Origin of the sequence: Methanoculleus oceani (assembly GCF_023702065.1) — an archaeon.
Lineage (GTDB): Archaea > Halobacteriota > Methanomicrobia > Methanomicrobiales > Methanoculleaceae > Methanoculleus > Methanoculleus oceani.
This window is the reverse complement of record NZ_QFDM01000002.1, coordinates 710,243-728,861: the sequence shown is the minus strand read 5'-3', so window position 1 is coordinate 728,861 and position 18,619 is coordinate 710,243. Positions and strand designations below refer to the sequence as shown.

At 64.2% G+C, this 18,619-nt stretch carries 20 protein-coding genes, 1 tRNA gene and 1 pseudogene; 10 read left to right on the top strand and 12 right to left on the bottom strand.

The window, feature by feature from the left end:
* Positions 1-3 precede the first annotated feature (3 nt).
* Together DIC75_RS08670 and DIC75_RS08665 are read right to left on the bottom strand one after the other, a co-directional pair.
* Positions 4-1,023 (bottom strand): DUF2117 domain-containing protein, encoded by a 1,020-nt coding sequence (locus DIC75_RS08670; RefSeq protein WP_250987621.1) that lies wholly within the window; start codon positions 1,021-1,023, stop codon positions 4-6.
* Between the two features lie 195 nt (positions 1,024-1,218).
* Positions 1,219-1,908 (bottom strand): TIGR00266 family protein, encoded by a 690-nt coding sequence (locus tag DIC75_RS08665; RefSeq protein WP_250987620.1) that lies wholly within the window; start codon positions 1,906-1,908, stop codon positions 1,219-1,221.
* Between the two features lie 288 nt (positions 1,909-2,196).
* On the opposite strand from DIC75_RS08665, the gene DIC75_RS08660 reads away from it, so the two are divergent.
* Positions 2,197-2,493 carry an HNH endonuclease gene (locus DIC75_RS08660; protein ID WP_250987619.1) on the top strand — a complete coding sequence of 99 codons (297 nt, stop codon included), beginning with the start codon at positions 2,197-2,199 and terminating at the stop codon, positions 2,491-2,493.
* A 51-nt stretch (positions 2,494-2,544) separates the two neighbouring features.
* Complete coding sequence (locus tag DIC75_RS08655; protein ID WP_250987618.1) at positions 2,545-2,796, top strand: hypothetical protein; 252 nt, start codon at positions 2,545-2,547, stop codon at positions 2,794-2,796.
* A gap of 3 nt (positions 2,797-2,799) precedes the next feature.
* On the opposite strand, the gene DIC75_RS08650 is transcribed toward DIC75_RS08655, so the two are convergent.
* On the bottom strand, positions 2,800-4,620 hold the full coding sequence (locus DIC75_RS08650) for a YgiQ family radical SAM protein (RefSeq protein WP_250987617.1): 1,821 nt from the start codon (positions 4,618-4,620) through the stop codon (positions 2,800-2,802).
* Positions 4,617-5,066, bottom strand: a complete 450-nt coding sequence (locus tag DIC75_RS08645; RefSeq protein WP_250987616.1) for a PPC domain-containing DNA-binding protein — start codon at positions 5,064-5,066, stop codon at positions 4,617-4,619. Before DIC75_RS08645 ends, DIC75_RS08650 begins: the two co-directional genes overlap by 4 nt.
* Before the next feature lie 152 nt (positions 5,067-5,218).
* Between DIC75_RS08645 and DIC75_RS08640 the strand changes: the two genes are divergently transcribed.
* Positions 5,219-6,328 (top strand): acyltransferase, encoded by a 1,110-nt coding sequence (locus DIC75_RS08640; RefSeq protein ID WP_250987615.1) that lies wholly within the window; start codon positions 5,219-5,221, stop codon positions 6,326-6,328.
* 158 nt (positions 6,329-6,486) lie between these two features.
* The gene (locus DIC75_RS08635; RefSeq protein WP_250987614.1) at positions 6,487-7,188 is read left to right on the top strand and encodes a DUF4013 domain-containing protein; all 702 of its coding nucleotides are present in this window, start codon (positions 6,487-6,489) and stop codon (positions 7,186-7,188) included.
* Between the two features lie 15 nt (positions 7,189-7,203).
* Here the strand turns inward: DIC75_RS08635 and DIC75_RS08630 are convergent, their stop codons facing one another.
* From DIC75_RS08630 to DIC75_RS08620, 3 genes are all read right to left on the bottom strand, one after another.
* Positions 7,204-7,641 carry a PIN domain-containing protein gene (locus DIC75_RS08630; protein ID WP_250987613.1) on the bottom strand — a complete coding sequence of 146 codons (438 nt, stop codon included), beginning with the start codon at positions 7,639-7,641 and terminating at the stop codon, positions 7,204-7,206.
* Positions 7,631-7,870 (bottom strand): hypothetical protein, encoded by a 240-nt coding sequence (locus tag DIC75_RS08625; RefSeq protein ID WP_250987612.1) that lies wholly within the window; start codon positions 7,868-7,870, stop codon positions 7,631-7,633. The genes DIC75_RS08630 and DIC75_RS08625 overlap by 11 nt, the downstream gene beginning before the upstream one ends.
* Before the next feature lie 258 nt (positions 7,871-8,128).
* The gene (locus tag DIC75_RS08620; RefSeq protein WP_250987611.1) at positions 8,129-8,788 is read right to left on the bottom strand and encodes a ferredoxin-like domain-containing protein; all 660 of its coding nucleotides are present in this window, start codon (positions 8,786-8,788) and stop codon (positions 8,129-8,131) included.
* A gap of 218 nt (positions 8,789-9,006) precedes the next feature.
* On the opposite strand from DIC75_RS08620, the gene DIC75_RS08615 reads away from it, so the two are divergent.
* Positions 9,007-9,537 (top strand): SRPBCC family protein, encoded by a 531-nt coding sequence (locus DIC75_RS08615; protein WP_250987610.1) that lies wholly within the window; start codon positions 9,007-9,009, stop codon positions 9,535-9,537.
* Between the two features lie 48 nt (positions 9,538-9,585).
* Here the strand turns inward: DIC75_RS08615 and DIC75_RS08610 are convergent, their stop codons facing one another.
* The 5 genes and pseudogenes from DIC75_RS08610 to serA form a co-directional block, all read right to left on the bottom strand.
* Positions 9,586-9,735, bottom strand: coding sequence for a hypothetical protein (locus DIC75_RS08610; RefSeq protein WP_250987609.1), 150 nt, complete (start codon positions 9,733-9,735; stop codon positions 9,586-9,588).
* 24 nt (positions 9,736-9,759) lie between these two features.
* Positions 9,760-10,002, bottom strand: a complete 243-nt coding sequence (locus DIC75_RS08605) for a fibronectin type III-like domain-contianing protein (protein ID WP_352151678.1) — start codon at positions 10,000-10,002, stop codon at positions 9,760-9,762.
* Positions 10,003-10,318: 316 nt separating this feature from the next.
* Positions 10,319-10,663, bottom strand: a pseudogene (gene hepT / locus DIC75_RS08600) (type VII toxin-antitoxin system HepT family RNase toxin); the annotation flags it as partial.
* A 600-nt stretch (positions 10,664-11,263) separates the two neighbouring features.
* Positions 11,264-11,337: transfer RNA gene (locus tag DIC75_RS08595), tRNA-Val, on the bottom strand.
* Positions 11,338-11,471: 134 nt separating this feature from the next.
* Entirely contained in the window at positions 11,472-13,055 is a 1,584-nt protein-coding gene (gene serA / locus DIC75_RS08590; protein WP_250987606.1) for a phosphoglycerate dehydrogenase, read from the bottom strand.
* 95 nt (positions 13,056-13,150) lie between these two features.
* Between serA and ppsA the strand changes: the two genes are divergently transcribed.
* The 5 genes from ppsA to DIC75_RS08565 are packed head-to-tail and all read left to right on the top strand — an operon-like array spanning position 13,151 to position 18,618.
* Positions 13,151-15,445 (top strand): phosphoenolpyruvate synthase, encoded by a 2,295-nt coding sequence (gene ppsA / locus DIC75_RS08585; RefSeq protein WP_284738427.1) that lies wholly within the window; start codon positions 13,151-13,153, stop codon positions 15,443-15,445.
* On the top strand, positions 15,438-16,535 hold the full coding sequence (gene mfnA, locus DIC75_RS08580; protein ID WP_250987605.1) for a tyrosine decarboxylase MfnA: 1,098 nt from the start codon (positions 15,438-15,440) through the stop codon (positions 16,533-16,535). The genes ppsA and mfnA overlap by 8 nt, the downstream gene beginning before the upstream one ends.
* Entirely contained in the window at positions 16,528-17,079 is a 552-nt protein-coding gene (gene hpt / locus DIC75_RS08575; RefSeq protein WP_250987604.1) for a hypoxanthine/guanine phosphoribosyltransferase, read from the top strand. Before mfnA ends, hpt begins: the two co-directional genes overlap by 8 nt.
* Positions 17,057-18,010, top strand: coding sequence for a diphthamide biosynthesis enzyme Dph2 (gene dph2 / locus DIC75_RS08570; RefSeq protein WP_434220824.1), 954 nt, complete (start codon positions 17,057-17,059; stop codon positions 18,008-18,010). Before hpt ends, dph2 begins: the two co-directional genes overlap by 23 nt.
* Positions 18,007-18,618 (top strand): METTL5 family protein, encoded by a 612-nt coding sequence (locus DIC75_RS08565; RefSeq protein WP_250987602.1) that lies wholly within the window; start codon positions 18,007-18,009, stop codon positions 18,616-18,618. The genes dph2 and DIC75_RS08565 overlap by 4 nt, the downstream gene beginning before the upstream one ends.
* Position 18,619: the final 1 nt, after the last annotated feature.

Sequence of the window (18,619 nt, the reverse complement as noted above, 5' to 3'; positions counted from 1 at the left end):
GCGTTATTCTCCACGGAGGTCGAGGACGATCCGAACCCTTCCGGCGAGGATACGGAGCGTCTCCTCGACCCATTCCTCCCAGCGGGCGGCATCGAGGTCCCGGACGGCCGCAAGTTCCCTGCCGATGTCGTCGTCCCGTCCGTCGACGACCTCGACCACCACCGACCCCGGAGCATACCCGGGCTCCACGATGGCGTCGGCGTCCCCGTCGACCACCCCGAAGACGGGGATGCCTGCATGAGAGCAGATGTGGCCGCAGACGGCGGTGGTGTCGTCGCCGACGGCGAGGACGCCGCAGACATCCTCCCCGATCTCCTGGTAGAGGGTGTGGCCGCAGTGGTCGATGACCGCGATCCGGCCCCCGCGGGAGGCGCGCCCGGCCTGCCGGGGGGGTTTCGTCCGCACCGGCCCGCTCTTGCACCAGGCCGCATCGAGGTCCGGGAGGCCCGCCCGGAGGAGTTTCTCAAACCCGTGGGGTTTCGGGTCGAGGCCGGAGACGGCCCGGAGTCCCCCGTCTCGTGAGGAGAGGACGACCGTCTCCGCCGTCGCTGTCCCGATCACGATCCCGTTCACGAAGACCGCCTCCCCCGGGATGCACCCCCGGACCTCCCGCACCCCTTCACACCGGGCGCCGGTGCTCTTTGCGTGAACGAGAGCGTACTCTGTCCGCCTGACAATCTCCTCCGCGAGGCTCTCGTCGCCACGGTTCCAGCGATAGACGGTTTCGCTCGAGGTCTCCACGTGGACGAGCCCCGGGAGCCGGCCGGCGACAACCTCGCCGAATATCCGCCCGGATTTCGGGGTCTTCCCCCGGTTGACCAGGCACGCCCGCCCGGAGAGGGCGGCGAGGACCACGCTCGGCCGCTCGTCCGTGCAGACGACCGGGAGCCCGGACTCCTCGGCGGCGGTCCGGGCCATCACCCCCGCGACAAGGATCTGCCGCGGGGAGAGGAGCCCGATCAACCGTTCGACGTCCCCGGCATCGAAGGCCTCGGGGCCGTGCACGACCATGACGAGGTTCATCAGGTACTCCTGCGACGCCGTGGACTATCAGGTTACCTCTGCGGGGCTCGTGGGTCATGAACGAGAAGGCTCCCTTCGTACGGGGGGATGGAAGCGGCGCCCCACCTTCGGGACCGTACGCTTTCACCCTGGACGGCTCGCTCCCGCCGGGGAGGGGGATGAAGCAGGAAGCCCCATCCGTAAGGGTAGGGTAGTTCACCGTCCCGACGAGTTCTGGACGGGGAGGTAGGGCATCAGGGCGCTCGCGAGTTTTGCGATATCCATGGACTGCAGGACGACACGGCCCGGTCCGGTCAGCGTGGTCAGGAAGAGGCCCTCGCCGCCGAAGAAGACGGTCTTCACGCCGCCGGCGAGCGCGATGCTGTAGTCGACGGTGCTCTCGAACCCGACCACGAGGCCCGTCTCCACCCTGACCACCTCGCCGGGCGCAAGCGTCATCTCCATGATGTCCCCGCAGCAGTGGAGGAACACCGCCCCCCTGCCGGAGAGCCGCTGCAGGATGAATCCCTCACCGCCGAAGAAGCCCGACCGGAGTTTCTTCGTGAATACGATATCGAGGTCGACGCCCTGTTCGGAACAGAGGAACGCGTCCTTCTGGGCGATGAACTCACTGTCTGCGAGGTTCAGCGCGAAGATCTTCCCCGGGATGTTCCCGGCGAAGGAGACGAACCCGTCCCCGCCCTCTGGGGTGAACTCGGTCATGAAGAGCCCTTCGCCGGATACCATCCTTTTCAATCCCTTGAAGAGCCCGCCCTTCATGTTGGTGGTCATCTGCATGTTCCCGCTCATGTTGACCATGGCGCCGGCCTCGGCGCAGATGCTCTCGCCCTGGGCGAGACGGAGGGTCACCATCTGCAGGTTGTCTCCGGTAATCTCGTAATGCATACCGATGCATTTTCTGTCGCAAAGTAATAGGTTTTTCCTTTATTTCGCGGGAATCCCCCCGGTTCCGGCGTTCTTGCGCCCATTTCCCGGGCTTGTTCTCCGGAGATCGCTCTTTTGGAATTGTTCGCGAAGCGGGGGTTTTTGCCGTCGTTAGAAGTGCCGCAGGAAGCCGTTATTGCATTTTTAATGGATTTTTAGCGGTGCAAATCTCCCTGTTGGTCCTGATATCCCGGTTCGCTGTCTGCCTGCTGCCAAAAGGTTTATCATCCGGAAAATTAATTTCTCCGGGTGGTAAGCGAGCGCGGAGCATCGGTAGCGGCGCATGGTGACGATGCGCTTATTTCGGGGGCATACATCACGGACGAAGCCATGCAGACCGTCCTCGAACGGCAGTGCCACCGGTGCGCCGGATGCAACGCCCCGCTCAGTTCCGACGCAACGCATTTCGACCTCCGGGAGCCGGCGATCTGCGGCGGTTCCCACACGCTCGGGAACTTCGAAGCCCTCTGCCCCTTCTGCCACCGGAACCGAATGCGCCGGATCCGGGAGCAGTTCGCCGATATGATCGGCCATAAAAATAAGTAGTACGCGGGGCCACACCCTGTTATTATGCCCTGCGGGCGAAGAGTAACGGAAGTGGGAGAGTGGCGGTCGACGGCCATGCAGGCGGCGAGCGATCTTGCCGGGAGGTTCGTGCTCCCCTCGTCGCCACCTCCCCGTGAATGGCGCTCCTGCACGATGCGGACGCTCGATGCCGTCGTCACCCCCGGGACGACGGCCAACACCGCGGTCTCCCTGGCGGTGACGATGTTCGTGATCCCCCGGATCCCGAGCCGGGCCATCGCGGTGGCTGCCGGGTTTGCCGCGGGCTCTATCCTGGGGAGATAATCTCTATTTCGTCCGCCCCTTTCTCTTCGCAGCGCCTCTTTTCGCCGGGACAAGGCACCGCCACGCACTCCCGATGAGGTCCTCCCTCCCGGCCGCGCGGAGCCCCTCGCAGACCAGGGCGTAGTTCTCCGGGTCCCGGTAGTGCATGAGGGCCCGCTGGACCCGCTTCTCCCGCCCCTTCGGGACGTAGACCTCCTCGAGGGTGAAGGGGTCGAGCCCGGTGTGGTAGATGGTCGTCGAGATGCTCATCGGTGTCGGCGTGAAGTCCTGGACCTGTTCGGTGTAGAGATTGGTGTCCCGGACGTACTCGGCGAGTTCGACCATATCTTCTATCGTGCAGCCCGGGTGGCCGGACATAAAGTAGGGGACGAGGTACTGCCGCTTCTGCTTCCCTGCCTGGAGGGCCTCGAACCGATCCCTGAAGGCATCGAAGGCCTCGCGGGGCGGTTTTCCCATGCATGCAGAGACCCGTTTCGAGACGTGTTCGGGGGCGACCTTGAGGTGCCCGGAGACGTGGCGCTCGCAGACCCCGGCGAGATACTCCCGGTCCTCCGGAGGGATCAGGTCGTAGCGGATGCCGGACGCGATGAAGACCCGTTTTACGCCCGGAATCTCGCTGATGCGCCGGAGCAGGCGGAGTTGCTCCTCGTGGCTGCGGTCGAGCGCGGGGCAGTCGATGCAGCGCCGGTCGGGGCAGGTGCCGGCGGTCTCCCACCGGCCGCAGTGGATGCCGTACATGTTCGCCGTCGGCCCACCGACGTCCTGGACGACGCCCGCAAACTCCGACATCGCCGCCATCCGCTCCACCTCCCGGACGATCGAGTCGATGCTCCGGCTCTGGACGATCCGTCCCTGGTGGTGGGTGAGGGCGCAGAACGAGCAGGACCCAAAACACCCCCGGTGGCTGACGACCGAGAACCTGACCGGTTCGAGGGCCGGGACCGGCTCGGTGTAGGAGGGGTGGGCTCTCCGTGCGTAGGGGAGTTCGTAGATCCGGTCGAGTTCATCCCCCGAGAGCGGCATCGCCGGCGGGTTCTGGACGACGACGGTCTTCGGGTGTGGCTGGGCCACTCTCCTACCCCGCAGCGGGTCCTGCTCGGTATAGTGGAGCGCAAACGCCCTGGCGTAGGCGTAGCGGTCCTCTTTCACCTCCGCGTAGCCGGGGAGGACGACGTACCCCGTATGATCCATGCTCCGCCAGGTCTTCAGGTCGACCCGGTAGGCTGTGCCGGGGATATCGGTGAGGGTGCCTGCGGCTTCGCCGGCGGCGAGCCGGTCCGCGATCGCGACCACCTGGCGCTCGCCCATGCCGAAGACGAGGAGGTCGGCCGGGGCGTCGGCGAGGATGGCCTGCCGGACCGAATCGGACCAGTAGTCGTAGTGGGCGAAGCGCCGGAGGCTCGCCTCGATCCCGCCGATGACGACGGGAGTCTTTGGGAAGAGGGCGTGGACCCGGTCGGTGTAGACCAGGGTCGCCCGGTCGGGCCGCAGCAGCCTCCCTCCGGGCGAGTAGACGTCTGAGTGCCGGCGCTTCAGGTTCGGCGTGAAGGCGTTCACCATCGAGTCGACGTTCCCGGCCGAGACCGAGAAGAAGAGCCGGGGCTCTCCGAGGCGCCGGAAGTCGGTGTCACCCCGCCACTCGGGCTGGGCGATGACGCCGACCGCGTAGCCGGCGTCGACGAGCACCCGCCCGATCAGTGCGGTCCCGAAGGAGGGGTGGTCGACGTAGGCGTCGCCGGTGACCAGGACGACGTCGAACCGGTCGATGCCGAGCCGCTCCGCCTCCTCCATCGACATGGGGAGGAACTCCGGCTGGCCGGTCATGGGAGTGTCCGGTCGAAGACCGGGAGGCTGACGCCGGTCTTCTCGTCGGGGAGCCGTCGTGCGGAGATGCCGACGAACTCCGTGACGATCGCCTCGATCACCAGGTAGACCTCCGCCTTCTCCCGGAGGCACCCGGCAAGCGACCTTATTCCTTTCCCTGCCACCGTGTGGATATGGATGGACGGCTCCTCCTCTCCCGGGTAGATGGTGGCGAACCCGAGGAGTTCCCAGCCCCCGAAGATCTCTTCGCGCCGGGGGACCGGCGGGATGACGGGCTCCTTTGGCCCCGTCACGACTTTCGCGGACCGTACAGCGCCGAGAAAGTGGATCATGCCGCTCTGGATGTTCATCGCCGTTACAAAACGCTGGATCTCCCTGATGAAGTCCTCCCCGTCGTCGATCCTGACGGTAAAGACCCTGCCGACCTGTCCTTCCGAGTACTGCATGGGACTCCCTCTCCTGATAGATGGTGTCTTCCGGTATTATAGTGCTTGACCGGTCCCTTCCGGGTGACCCCCGGCGGCCGTCGGGCAGGGGTTCATATATACCTGCCTGCAATCCTGTAGTGCCCGGCGGGCGATCGAGAGGTGTGGCTGCGGTGGTCTGGTTTTCTGAGGTCGAGTACCTGCGGGGGTTTGCTGCCCTCGCCGTGATCGCCGTCCACGTCTCCATGAACTTCACCCGGATCCCCGGCGTGAACCTGCTCGCCCTCGTAAACGTGGTCGTCTACGTCCTCGCCCACTTCGCCGTGCCGGTCTTCATCTTCATATCCGGCTGGGTGCTCGCGGCGCGGTATTCCGGCGCGTATTCGCTCCCGGACTTCTACAGCCGCCGGGCCCGGACGATCCTTCTCCCGTACCTCTTCTTCACCGCTCTCTATCTCCTGGTGACGGTGGAGGGGATGATAGGGTTCGCCGGCGTGCCAACGCCTGAGAGGGTGGTGGAAGCCCTCCTCATCGGGAACGCCGCCTACCACCTCTGGTTCTTCGTGCTGATCATCCAGCTCTACCTCCTCTTTCCACTGATCGCGAGAGGCTACGACCGGTTCGACCGGGGCGGTGCGGCACTCTTCCTCCTCCTCGCGCTCCTCTTCGTCCAGATCCTCTGGAACGTGGGCGCCCATCTCACGGGAGCGTTTGTGGGCCCGGAGTGGTACACGGTGCTGATCCGCCTCTTTCCGTCGCACCTCTTCTACTTCGTCCTCGGGATCTACGTCGCCCGGCATACGGACCGGTGCCGGTCGGCGCTCCGGTCCTTCTCCCCTGCGGGGGTGCTCGCCGCGGCCGGTGCGGGCGCCGTCCTCCTCGGCGGCATGTGGGCGGCGAGCGTGCTCCACTACGGGAGTTTCTCCGGCTCTTCTCTCGCCGTCTTCTGCATCTACCGGATCCTCGAACCCTTCTACTACGTCCCGGTCATCGCCGCGCTCGTCCTCGCGGCCTGGCGGCTGGATGGGGGAGGGGGGAGGACTGCGGGCGCCTCCCGGTCCTTCGGGGAGCACTCCTACGGGATCTACCTCGTCCACCCGCTCGTCATCGCCGCCGCCGCGGCTGCCTGGTTCTCCCTCACCGGGCTATCGTGGGCAGACCGGACGACCTACCCGGTGATCTTTCTCGCGGCAGCGGCGGCGAGCTACGGCGCGGTGCGAGGGGCGTCGGGGGTGCCGTATGCGGGGTACCTGGTGGGGGAGTCGCGGGTGCGACGGGGGTAACCCGTGACCTCGTCGAATGGTCCTCCAGCCGGATCGAAGCGTTCAAGAGGATAGTTGCCTGATATAACCACTATGAGGGCTCGCTCCGGATCGGTCCGGCCCGCACGTGCCACTATCTGGGATTGGTTCGCAGAAGACAGAGGATCCAGGGTGATACATTGACCATAAACTACCAGAGGTTACTCGAAGACTCGTTTGATTACACAGGGGACGCCCTCAGGGGAGGCTGGATGCACTGGCTCCGGCTCATCGTCTTCACCATCGTCTTCCCGCTCATCTACGGCTACTTCGTGCGCATCATGCGGGGGGACGTGCCGGCGCCGGACCTCGGCGGCTGGGGCAGGCTCTTCGTCGACGGCCTGAAATTGCTGGTCGTATACCTTGCCTACATCGGGCTCATGCTCCTCGTCGCGATGGGCCTGATGGGAGGCGCCGGCATCCTGGCCGGGCAGAACGGCCTCGTGGCCGGCATCGTCGCTCTCGTATCGTTCGTCCTCCTCATCCTCATCTGGCTTGTGGCGCAGATGGCGGCGGTGCGGTTCGCGAAGATGGAATCGTTACGAGAAGCGTTCAACATCCCCGCCGTCCTCGCTCAGATCCAGAGGATCGGTTGGGGATCGTACATCTTCTCCCAGGTAATCCTCCAGATCGTTCTTATGCTCTTCATGATGGTCCTGGTATCTCTCGTCTTCCTCGTAACAGGCCTCATCGGGCTCGTCGCGGGCATTATCGGGATTTTCCTTCTCCCCGTCCTTATGCTCGCGGTATCTCTGGTGGTCTACATCTTCCAGTACCGCTACAACACCCTCGTCTACGAGAGCGGGGCGGCCGGTTCTCCGTCCGTGACGGTAGCCCCGTAGGCCGGGACTCCCCGATCATCCTTCCCGGTACGGGTTGACGACCGTGATTCCGGGGATGCGCAGGAGGTGGGCGTCCTCGGTGATGATCGTGTCGATAGAATGCTCGATCATCGTTGCGGCAAGGAGGGCGTCCCAGAAGTGCACATGGTGGCGGTCCCGGATCTCGTGGGCGGAGAGGATGGTCTCGCTGCCATATCCGACGACATTCCAGCCGTCGAAGTCCTGGATGGCCTGAATGAAGCGCTGCACATCCTCCACCGGCATCGGGTTTGCGACCTTCTCGGTCACGACCACTGAGAACTCGGCGAGATTCTGCGCCGAGACCGAGTAACGCGTCTCCGACCGCCAGCATGCCGTAACGAGGTCCTTTGAGATGCGCTGCTTATCGGGCGTGTCCGCATCGAAGAGGTAGACGAGGACGTTCGTGTCAATAAGCGGTGGGTTACCGATCATACAGGTCCTTCCTCGACGTATACCTCCTTGCTCCGAAGTGGTATGCCTTCCCGGTCAACTCAAGAGCGTCCCGTGCGATCTCCTCCTGCGTCTTTTCGCGGATCCAGATCCTCATCGCCTCGGTCGCCGCTTCGCCGAGGGCTCCTTTTCGCCTCCCGAGGATCTTCTCGACCAGTCTCCGGAAGTCTTCCTCTGTCCGGTCGTCGATGCTCAACGTGATCGTGCCCATGTTTCTACGTATATTTTTTAAATATTTAAATATTTAGTGAATTTAAATACAATTTGTGGCTAGCAACGATCCCGGACCCCCGCAATGTTCGGGCAGCACGGCGAAACCGGGTCGGTCGTCGGGCGATGCCGCTCTGAGGGACAGGAACGGACCGGCGAGAGCTCTTCCCGGGCCAGAGGGGGCAGTCGCGGGTGCAAAAAAGACAGGGGAGGTGGGGGATGCAGCCGCCTGAAGGGCGGGAGTTTGAGCACCGCCCTCTCACAACACCGCTTCTTTAAACTTATCGAAGCCGACCCGCTCGATCGTTGCTCCCAGGCGTTCGGGCGCCTGCCCGTTCTCCCGGTAGAACGCGATCACCTTCCGCGCCAGCGCCACAGCCTGATCCGCGGTCAGGCCATCGGCGAGTTCCCGGCCCACCTTTGCCGTCCCACCGCCCTTGCCGCCGACGACCGCCTTGAACCCGTCATCGGTGCCGAAGAACCCGAGGTCTTTTAACCAGGCATCGCTGCAGCAGTTGGGGCAGCCTGAGACGCCCATCTTGAACTTGGCGGGCGCCGGTTTGCCGTAGAACTCCGCATCAAGGGCAAATCCCAGTCCCGGGCTGTCCTGTTTGGCACGTTTGCAGGCCCGGGTGCCGGGGCACATCTGGATGCTCCGTATGGTCAGGCCGATGGCCTTGGAACTGTCGGTGAACTCGGCCCATGCCGCATCAAGGTCCTCTTCACGGACGCCGATGATGGCGATTCTCTGGGCTCCGGTGAGCTTCAGGTATTTGGCGCCGTACTTCTCCGCCACGTCCGCGATCTTCCGTAGAAGCGCCGGATCGGCGAAGCCCCCGGGGATGTGGGGCGAGATTGAGAACGTCTCAAGGTCTCTCTGAACGATCGCTCCCTTTGCAGGAATGTTTGCCTTTGCCATGATGTTAACCCGCTTTTATTTGAAATGGTCATTGTTCCCTCTTATAATATGCGAATTGCATCCGGGATATCCCATCAATTTGGAGTTCATCGTGTGATTTCTGCCGGAATTATGCCGCCGTTTTCCTGCTGAAGCGTTCCTGCGGCGGTTCTGCAGCACGGCCGATAACCTATAACATGGATGACGTCAGTGAGAGGGGGCGAAAGGAGATGGATAGAATGGCAGAGCAATCACACAGAAGTGGCGAGCAGGCCTTAAAAGAGAGGAACCCCACCCGGATCACGGCAGAGCCCGGAAAACAGGAGCTGATCGTTGTCCGGGAGTTCGACGCTCCGCGAGAACTCGTCTTCCGGGCCCACACCGACCCGGAACTCTATAAGCAGTGGATCGGCCCGCGGGGTTACACCACGAAGATAGAGACGTTCGATTCCCGGAACGGGGGCAGCTGGCGGTATATCCAGATGGACAAGGATGGCAACGAGTACGGGTTCCACGGGGTGAACCACGATGTGACGCCCCCCGAGCGGATCATCCAGACCTTCGAGTACGAGGGGCTCCCGGAGTCCGGCCATGTCATCCTCGAGGAAGGGAAGTTCGACGAACTGCCCGGCAACCGGACACGGTTCACCGGCCGGTCGGTCTTCCTCTCGGTGGAGGACCGCGACGGGATGATGCAGTCCGGTATGGAAGAAGGTATGAAGGACTCCTACTCACGGCTGGACGAGCTCCTGGAGCGGCTGCAGAAGTAGGGGCGACAGGGGGGAATCCCCCCTCCCGTTCATGAGCCCGGCTCCCGGTCACCCCGGCGGGCCGACCGTCGCGGCGGAGAGCTGCATCGCCTTCTCCTCGATGGTCATCTTTTGGAGCAGCTCATCCGCGCGCTGCATCGGGGTGAGCGAGACGGCTTTTTCCGCCGATCTTTCCGGTGTTGCAATCTCTTGTGCCATATCATCCTCTCCCGCCGGGATCGGTCAGCTCCCGAACACCCTCCCGGATAACCGGGTATCGCCTGTCAATACCAGATCCGTGGCAGATCCCCCGACCGCCACCCGGTGTGTTCCTTCTGCAATGCGCCACCTGCCGATCTCTCCGTCGAACCGTGCAAGCAGGCGGGGGTCGGCCTCGATCGTCACCTGCCGTTTTTCACCCGGCCCGAGCAGGACGCGCTGGAATCCGAGAAGCCGCATCCGCCCCGGTCTCGACCGCCCGGGCATCGGCCGTCTTTTGCCCGGGCTTAAGCACTTGCGCGGTGGTCATCTCTTCTTCCCCTCCCGGAATTCCCCCGCCCAACGGGCGGGGAACCGTGCTGTGGTGAGGGACGACACTGATGATAAATGCTTCCGCAAAGAAGGGAGATTCGATGACGGCGACAGCATCCGGCAGCACCGGTTCCGGTGCGAAACCGAAGCAGAGTCCCTCCAACTACACCGTGGACCGTGCCGGCGGTTTCCCCCGTTCCCGAGGGGTTTCGGGACTGAACCGGTGAAAGAGGCGAGGAGATTCTCCCCGGTTCACTCCAGCCCGCAGCCGTCACTCCGGGAGGAGGCGATCCCGGAGCATCGCCCGAACCAGATCCCGATACCGGTTCACGACCGGAAGGTCGTCCTGGAGCACCCCGTAGACCTCGTCCAGGTCCAGCCGGCAGTAGAGGTGGACCAGAACATTCCGAAAACCCGCGAGGTCTGAGAGCCGGGCCCCGAGGTCTTCCGGGATAAGCCCCTCATCACAGAGAATAGTGAAACTCTCCCGGTAGGTTTCGGGTCGCCGAGGGCTGCAGGCCGCGACCAGATGATTGGCGACATCGATCGATGCCTGAATGCTGACGAGGAGCGCATGCAACACCATATTTCTCTTATCGCGGTCGGTCCTCAAGTCTTCAAGGGTGACGGACCGCTAGCGTTCCCGGTCTTCAACTGCCTCGTCCAGTTCCCGGAGGTGAGTGAGGACCCCTTCATCCCTGACCATTTCAGGCCCTCGTGAGCAGAACCCGGTCGAACCAGTCGAGCGTATCCGCATAGTCGAGGTACAGGGAGAGCACGCCCGCCTCGTACCTGACCCTCTGCGGAAGAGTTCCGACGATCAGCGCCGGGGCCGGCGGGGTGGTGACGGTGATCGTGAAGGTGCTCGGCGGAGGGTGAGGGAAGAACGGCCATCCGGAGTCGCGTGCCGGCTCCGGCCTCGTCTGTGCGCGAGCCGGAGCGTACCCCGATCCGCCGGTCTATCGCCCGAAGTCCGGACGGCATCTCCTCTGGCCCCGGGCAATGGACACGGTGTGGATGTATAAAAACGATGGGAAAACACATCTGAACGGTGAGCACAGACCGCCTGTGAAGAAAGGATCTATCTGGCGTAGCGCCTCAGAAAATACATCCCTCTCTACGGCGGCTGCACGAACTATCTGGATTTAGCCTCCCATGCGGGAGATATCTCTCTCCAGAGATAATTTTATAAAATCAATCGTTTCAAAAACGGTGATGGGCTCGCTGAGATTCGAACTCAGGACCTCCGCCATGTCAAGGCGACGTCATAACCAGCTAGACCACGAGCCCGTGTCTGCCCGACGATCAATAAGGTTGGTGCTCCGGGTATAAAATTATTGCCACGCGCCAAAAACCGCCCCGTCCCGGCTTCGCCGCATCGGGGGCCGGCACGCGGTGCAAAAAGGGGGTGGTGATCCGACCGATCAGATCTCGGCGTGCTTTGCGGTGTGGATGCCGTCGATCTTCTTGATCTCTTCCATCGCGTCGGCCGGCACGGCGGAGTCGACCGTGAGGACCATCAGCGCCTCTTCGCCGGGCTTGTGGCGTCCCACCTGCATCCCCGCGATGTTCACGTTCACCCGGCCGAGGATCGTCGCCGCCTTGCCGATGACGCCCGGCTTGTCGGTGTGGCGGGAGATGACCACGTGGCCGGTCGGGGTCAGGTCGGTCATGTAGCCGCCGATGCTCACGATCCGCGCGCGGTTCGGGCCGGAGACGCTGCCGCTCACCGACTCGGTCATTTTGTCGGTCTTCGCGGTGATGCTGATGATGTTCCGGAATCCCTGTGCTTCCTCCGTCGTCGTCTCGCTCATCCGGATACCGCGCTCTTTTGCCACGAACTCCGCGTTCACGATGTTGACCGGCACCTGCAGGATCGGGTCGAGCAGGCCTTTCAGGATGACGCGGGTGACGAACTTCGTGTTCGGCAGCGTTGCGGCCTCGCCGCCGTAGGTGATCTCGAGCGATTCGAGCCTTCCTTCGATGAGCTGGATGAGGAGGCTGCCCATCTTCTGTGCAAGCATCGCGTAGGGCTCGACCAGCGCCTGCTGCTCCGCGGGAATCATCGGCGCGTTCACCACGTACTTCGCCGCACCGCCCGATAGAACGCTGATGCACTGGTTCGCCACCGAGACGGCGACGTTCTTCTGCGCCTCGACCGTGCTCGCCCCGAGGTGCGGGGTGACGATAACCCTATCCAGATTGAGAAGCGGGGAGTCCGTCGGCGGCTCGTTCTCGAAGACGTCGAGCGCCGCACCGGCGACCTTGCCGCTTGCAATCGCGTCTGCGAGAGCCTTCTCGTCGATGATCCCGCCGCGGGCGCAGTTGATCATCCGGACGCCGTCCCTCATGGTGGCGATGGTCTTATCGTTGATCACATGGCGCGTCTCCTTGATCAGCGGCGTGTGAACCGTGATGACGTCGGCCCTCCGGAAGAGCTCGTCGAGCGGCACCATCTCCACGCCGAGGCTTGCAGCCCGCTCCCTGGTGATGAAGGGGTCGTAGGCGATGCACTTCATCTGCATTGCCTGTGCACGCTTCGCCACCTCACGTCCGATACGCCCGAATCCCATGATACCGAGCACCTTGTCGTTCAACTCGACCCCCATGAACTTGGAGCGCTTCCACTCGCCCTTCTTCAAGGATGCGGTTGCCTGGGGGATATTGCGCGCGAGCGAGAGCATCATTGCCATCGTGTGTTCGGTGGCCGCGAGAGTGTTTCCTTCCGGGGCGTTCGCGACGACGATGCCCCTGCGCGTCGCCGCCTCGGTATCGATATTGTCGACCCCGGCACCGGCACGGCCGATGAACTTGAGTTTCGTTCCCGCGTCGATGACCCGCGCCGTCACTTCGGTTCCCGAGCGCACCAGCAGGGCATCGTAGTCTCCGATAATAGCGACGAGTTGATCCTCGGTTAGCCCGGTATTGACATCCACATCGCAGAATTCCTTCAGGATGTCAATCCCTTCCTCTGCCAGCGGGTCGCTGACCAGCACTCTATAGTTCACAGTTCAACCCCTATCTAGTTCGACATCATATGTATTGATGCTTTTTCCTCCGAAATCTTTTATGTAATGGTGAGAAGTATATGTGTGGTGCGAGCATGAAGGAAATGCCCAACGTTCTGTGGCTCGAAGAAATAAAGAAGGAAGATATCATCTCCGTAGGTGGAAAGGGGGCTTCTCTTGGCGAAATGACGGCCATCGGCCTTCCCGTGCCGAAGGCGTTTGTGGTGACTGCCCAGGCATTTCGCAAGTTCCTCGTTGAGACCGGGATCGAAGATGCACTCTTCCGCAGGCTGGAGCGCCTTGATGTCGATGACAACGGAGCGCTGGAATCGGTCTCCAGGGACGTGCAGGACCTCGTCCTGAGCGTCGAGATGCCCGACCTGATCCGCGAGGAAGTCGTCGATGCATACGCCCGGATGGGAGCAGACGGGACGGTCGTCGCCGTCCGGTCGAGCGCCACCGCCGAAGACCTGCCGGATGCCAGTTTCGCCGGCCAGCAGGAGACGTTTCTCAATATTCTCGGGGAAGAAGCCCTCCTCGACGCGGTCCAGCGGTGCTGGGCCTCGCTGTACGGCGCGCGGGCCATCTATTACCGGGCGAAGCAGGGCTTCGATGACCGGAGCGTGAACATCGCCGTCGTCGTTCAGGAACTCATCCGGTCGGAGAAGTCCGGCGTCATGTTCACCTCCCACCCCGTCACCGGCGAGCCCCTGACAATCGTCGAGGGCTCCTGGGGGCTCGGCGAAGCCGTCGTCTCGGGCAGCGTCTCGCCCGACAACTACGTCTTTGACCTGCGCTCCGAGCGGGTGGTCGACCGCCTGATCGCCGAAAAGGAGATCATGATCGTGCCGGAGGGCGAGCACGGGACGAAGATCGTCGAGCTCTCCGGCAAACAGCGCACCGCCCCGGTCCTCTCCGACGCTGAAGTGGCGCGCCTCGCCATGCTCGGCAAGATAGCCGAGGACCACTACGGCATCCCGCAGGACGTCGAGTGGGCGATCGTCGGCGACGATGTCTTCATCCTCCAGTCGCGGCCCATAACGACCATCCGGCGCCCGGAGATCCCCCGTGCCGGAGCCGGACCGGCGGAGAAGGCGAAAGGCGTTCTCGGCGTGGTGCTGGTGGAAGGCCAGGGCGCCTCTCCCGGCGTCGCGAGCGGCCGGGTCGTCATCGTCCGGGACGTCAAGGACACGAGCGCCGTCAAGGACGGCGACATCCTTGTCACCAAGATGACCAACCCCGATATGGTGCCGGCGATGCGGCGGGTCAGCGCCATCGTCACCGACGAAGGCGGCATGACCTGCCACGCGGCCATCGTGAGCCGGGAGCTCGGGACGCCCGCGGTCGTCGGGACCAAGAAAGCAACGAAGGTACTAAAAGAAGGACAGATCATCACCGTCGACGGCGAGAAAGGCCTCATCTACGAGGGAGCGGTCGAGGCGCCGGCAGCGGCGGCACCCGCAGCCGTACCGGCGGCGGCAGCACCCGCCCCGGTCATCACCGGCACGCTCGTCAAGGTGAACGTCTCCCTCCCCGAAGCCGCACAGCGGGCCGCCGCCACCGGAGCGGACGGCGTCGGCCTCCTCCGGATCGAGCACCTCATCCTCGGCCTCGCGAAGACCCCCGGCTGGTACATCGAGCACGGCGAGGAGGAAGAGTTCATCGGCGAGCTCTACGGCGGCATCAAGACTGTTCTCGACGCGTTTCCGGGGAGGCCCGTCTGGGTCCGGACCCTGGACGCCCCGACCGACGAGTTCCGGAATATGGAGGGCGGGCAGGACGAGCCGATCGAGCACAACCCGATGCTCGGCTGGCGCGGCATCCGCCGGGACCTCCAGAGCCCCGACCAGTTCCGCATGCAGGTGGAGGCCTTCAAGAGGCTCTGGGCCGCAGGCTACGACAACCTCGGCGTGATGTTCCCCATGGTCAACCACCCCGACGAGTTCGTCAGGGCCCGGGCGATGATGCAGGACTGGGGAGTCGACGTGGAGACAGCGACCCTCGGCGTCATGATCGAGATCCCGAGCAGCGCCATCCTCATCGAAGACTTCATCAAGGCCGGGATCCGGTTCGCCTCGTTCGGGACGAACGACCTCATCCAGTACACGCTCGCCATCGACCGGAACAACGAGCATGTCGCCGACATGTACCAGCCCAAGCACCCTGCCGTGCTCCGGCTGATCGACTATGCGATCAAAGCCTGCCGGGAGCACGACGTCGAGTGCTCCATCTGCGGCCAGGCCGGCTCCGACCCCGATATGGTTGCGTGGCTTGTCGGGCACGGGATCACCAGCGTCTCCGCAAACATCGATGCGGTCCCCCGCATCCGTGAGGCCGTAGCGCGGAAAGAGCGGCAGATTCTCCTTGATGCGGCGAGAAGAAATGCGTGAAGTTGGATGCCCTGAGGAAGACCTTTTCTCCTTCCTCCTGTCGAGACGGCAGGAGGACCTCGGCTACCGCAACATTTTAAGTTCGATGTGCACGCCGCCCCACCCGGTCGCGGCACGGGCGCACGCCATGTTCCTCGAGACCAACCTCGGCGACCCCGGGCTCTTCCCCGGGACGGCTGCGCTTGAGGAGCTCCTCGTCGAGAGGCTGGGGACGCTGATGCACTTCCCGAAAGCCGGCGGGTACGCAACAAGCGGGGGAACCGAGTCGAACATCCAGGCGTTCAGGATCGCAAAGAAACAGAAGCCGGTGAAGTCCCCGAACGTCGTGGTCCCGGCGTCGAGCCACTTCTCGTTCCAGAAAGCCTGCGACATCCTGGGGCTTGAAGCGCGGACAGTTCCGCTTGATAGTGAGTTCCGGATGGACACGGAGGCGCTCGACGGTCTCGTGGACAAAAACACGGTCTGTATCGTCGGTGTCGTCGGGACGACGGAGTACGGGGTGGTCGATCCCATCGCCAGCCTCTCCGACGTTGCCGAAGACCGGGACGTCTTCCTTCACGTCGACGCAGCGTTCGGCGGGATGGTCGTCCCGTTCCTCGACCGGCCGGTCCCGTTCGACTTCCGGCTCCCCGGCGTCGCCTCCGTCTCCGTCGACCCCCACAAGATGGGAATGAGCACCATCCCGGCAGGCTGCCTCCTCGTCCGGAACCCGGAGCACTTCTCGTGCCTCAACGTCGATACCCCGTACCTGACGGTGAAGAGGGAATGCACCCTCGCCGGCACCCGGCCCGGTGCATCGGTGGCCGCTGCCGTCGCCGTCCTCGAGTACCTGGGGATGGACGGCATGCGGGCGGTGGTCGCCGGGTGCATGGAGAACGCTCGAAGGCTGATCGACGGGATGGAGACGCTCGGCTACCCGCGGGCGGTGACCCCGGACGTCAACGTGGCGACGTTCTCCTGCGACCGCGTGCCTGCCGGCTGGCGGGTCTCGAGGACCCGGAACGGGCACATGCGGATCGTCTGCATGCCTCACGTCACCCGCGACGTGATCGAGAACTTCCTCAAAGATATGAGTGATACGAATGCTTGAACGGTTGATTCATTCGCTGGAAACCTCCCCGGTCATGAAGCGGGGAGAGTACAACTACTTCATCAACCCGATCACCGACGGGGTGCCGCTCCTTGAGCCCGCGCTCCTCCGCGAGATCGGGTGTGCCATGGTGCGGGTTCTCGACCTCAAAGACGTCGACAAGATCGTCGTCTGCGAGGCGATGGGCATCCACATCGGTGTCGCCTTCTCCATGATGACTGACATCCCGCTGGTGGTCGTCCGGAAGCGCTCCTACGATCTCCCCGGGGAGGTCGCGGTGCACCAGACCACCGGCTACTCGAAGGGAGAGCTTTACCTGAACGGCGTCGGCGCGGGCGACCGGGTCGTGATCATCGACGATGTCTGCAGCACCGGGGGGACGCTCCGTGCCCTCATCAGCGCGATCGAGCAGGTGGGTGCCGAGATAGCCGACATCTGCGTGGTCATCTCCCGCGGTGACGAGGATATCGGCCGGCCGCTCAAAACCCTGGTCCGGATCGAGGTCTCCGAGACGCAGGTGCGTGTCGTTGATACCTGTCTCTGATCTCATCGGGAGGCTCCGCGAGCGCGGGGTGCGGAGGGTCGCCCTCCAGTTCCCCGCCGGGCTCGCGCGGCAGGCTCCGGGGACGGCCGTCGCCCTCCGCAACGCGGGGTTCGAGGTGATCGTCAGCGGCGACCCCTGCTACGGCGCCTGTGACCTCGCACTCGATGCCCTCGCGTTCGCGGACGTCCTGGTCCACTTCGGCCACGCGCCGGTCGAGGAGCGCCCGGACGTACTCTACGAGCCCGTCCGGTTCGATTTCGATGTAAACACGCTTGAAAAGGCTCTTCCTCTCCTGACCTCCCGCCGCATCGGCCTCGTCACCACGGTCCAGCACGTTCACCTGCTCGGTGCGATGACGGCGTTCCTCCGCGATCACGGCATCGAGGCGGTCGTCGCCCCCGGCGACGGGCGCACGCCGATCCCAGGGCAGGTGCTCGGGTGCAACTTCGCCGCCGCACGGGCGACGGGGGCGGACGAGATCCTCTTCGTCGGGACCGGGGTCTTCCACCCCATCGGCATCCGGCTTGCGACCCGCTCGAGGGTGGTGGCGCTCGACCCATACACCCGTGAGGCGCAGGAGGTGGACGCCGACCGCCTGGTCCGCCGCCGCGCCGCGGTGATGGAGAAGGCGGAAGGTGCCGCGAATTTCGGGATCATCGTCAGCACGAAGAGCGGGCAGCAGCGGATGGACCTTGCCCGGCGGCTCGTCGCCCTCTCGGATCGGGCTTTCCTCGTCGCGATGCGCGAGGTCTCGCCTGCTGAGATGCTCGACCTCGGCTTTGGGGCCTACGTGAACACCGCCTGCCCCCGGCTCGCCTACGACGACCAGATCCGGTTCCCCGTCCCGGTGCTGACCCCGCCGGAGTTCGAGATCCTCTGCGGGGCCCGGGACTGGGACGACTACACCATCGACGAGTACCTCGCACCATGAACCTGCGGCAGCTTGAGATGCGGCTCGAACGCCTGGAGGGCTTCGAGCGGCCGACCGCCCGGCTCGAGCAGTACCAGACCCCGGCGCCGGTGGCGGCCCGCCTCCTCCACCACGCCGCGATGCAGGGGGCGATCGAGGGGCGGGCGGTCTGTGACCTCGGGTGCGGGACGGGGATCCTCGCCTGCGGCGCAGCTCTCCTCGGGGCATCGGCCGTGACCGGGCTCGACATCGACCCGGCCGCGATCGACGTCGCCCGGCGGAACGCGGGGATGCTCGGCGTTTCGGTCGAGTTCCTCGCCGCCGATATCCGGAGCCCCGACGTCGACTGGGCGGGCCTGGCCTGCGACACCGTCGTGATGAACCCACCGTTCGGGGCGCAGAAGGCGCACGCCGACCGGCCGTTCATCGACCGGGCGCTCGAACTCGCGGCCGAGGTCTACGGCATCTTCAACGAGGGCTCGACACCGTTCGTGGCCTCCTACACCGAAGGCAGGGCGACGATCGAAGAAGTGATCCGGTGCGCGTTTCCCATGCGGCGGACGTTCGCCCACCACCGCAAAGAGCGAGTGGATATCACGGTGGAAGTCATACGGTTAAGACGGATCTGAC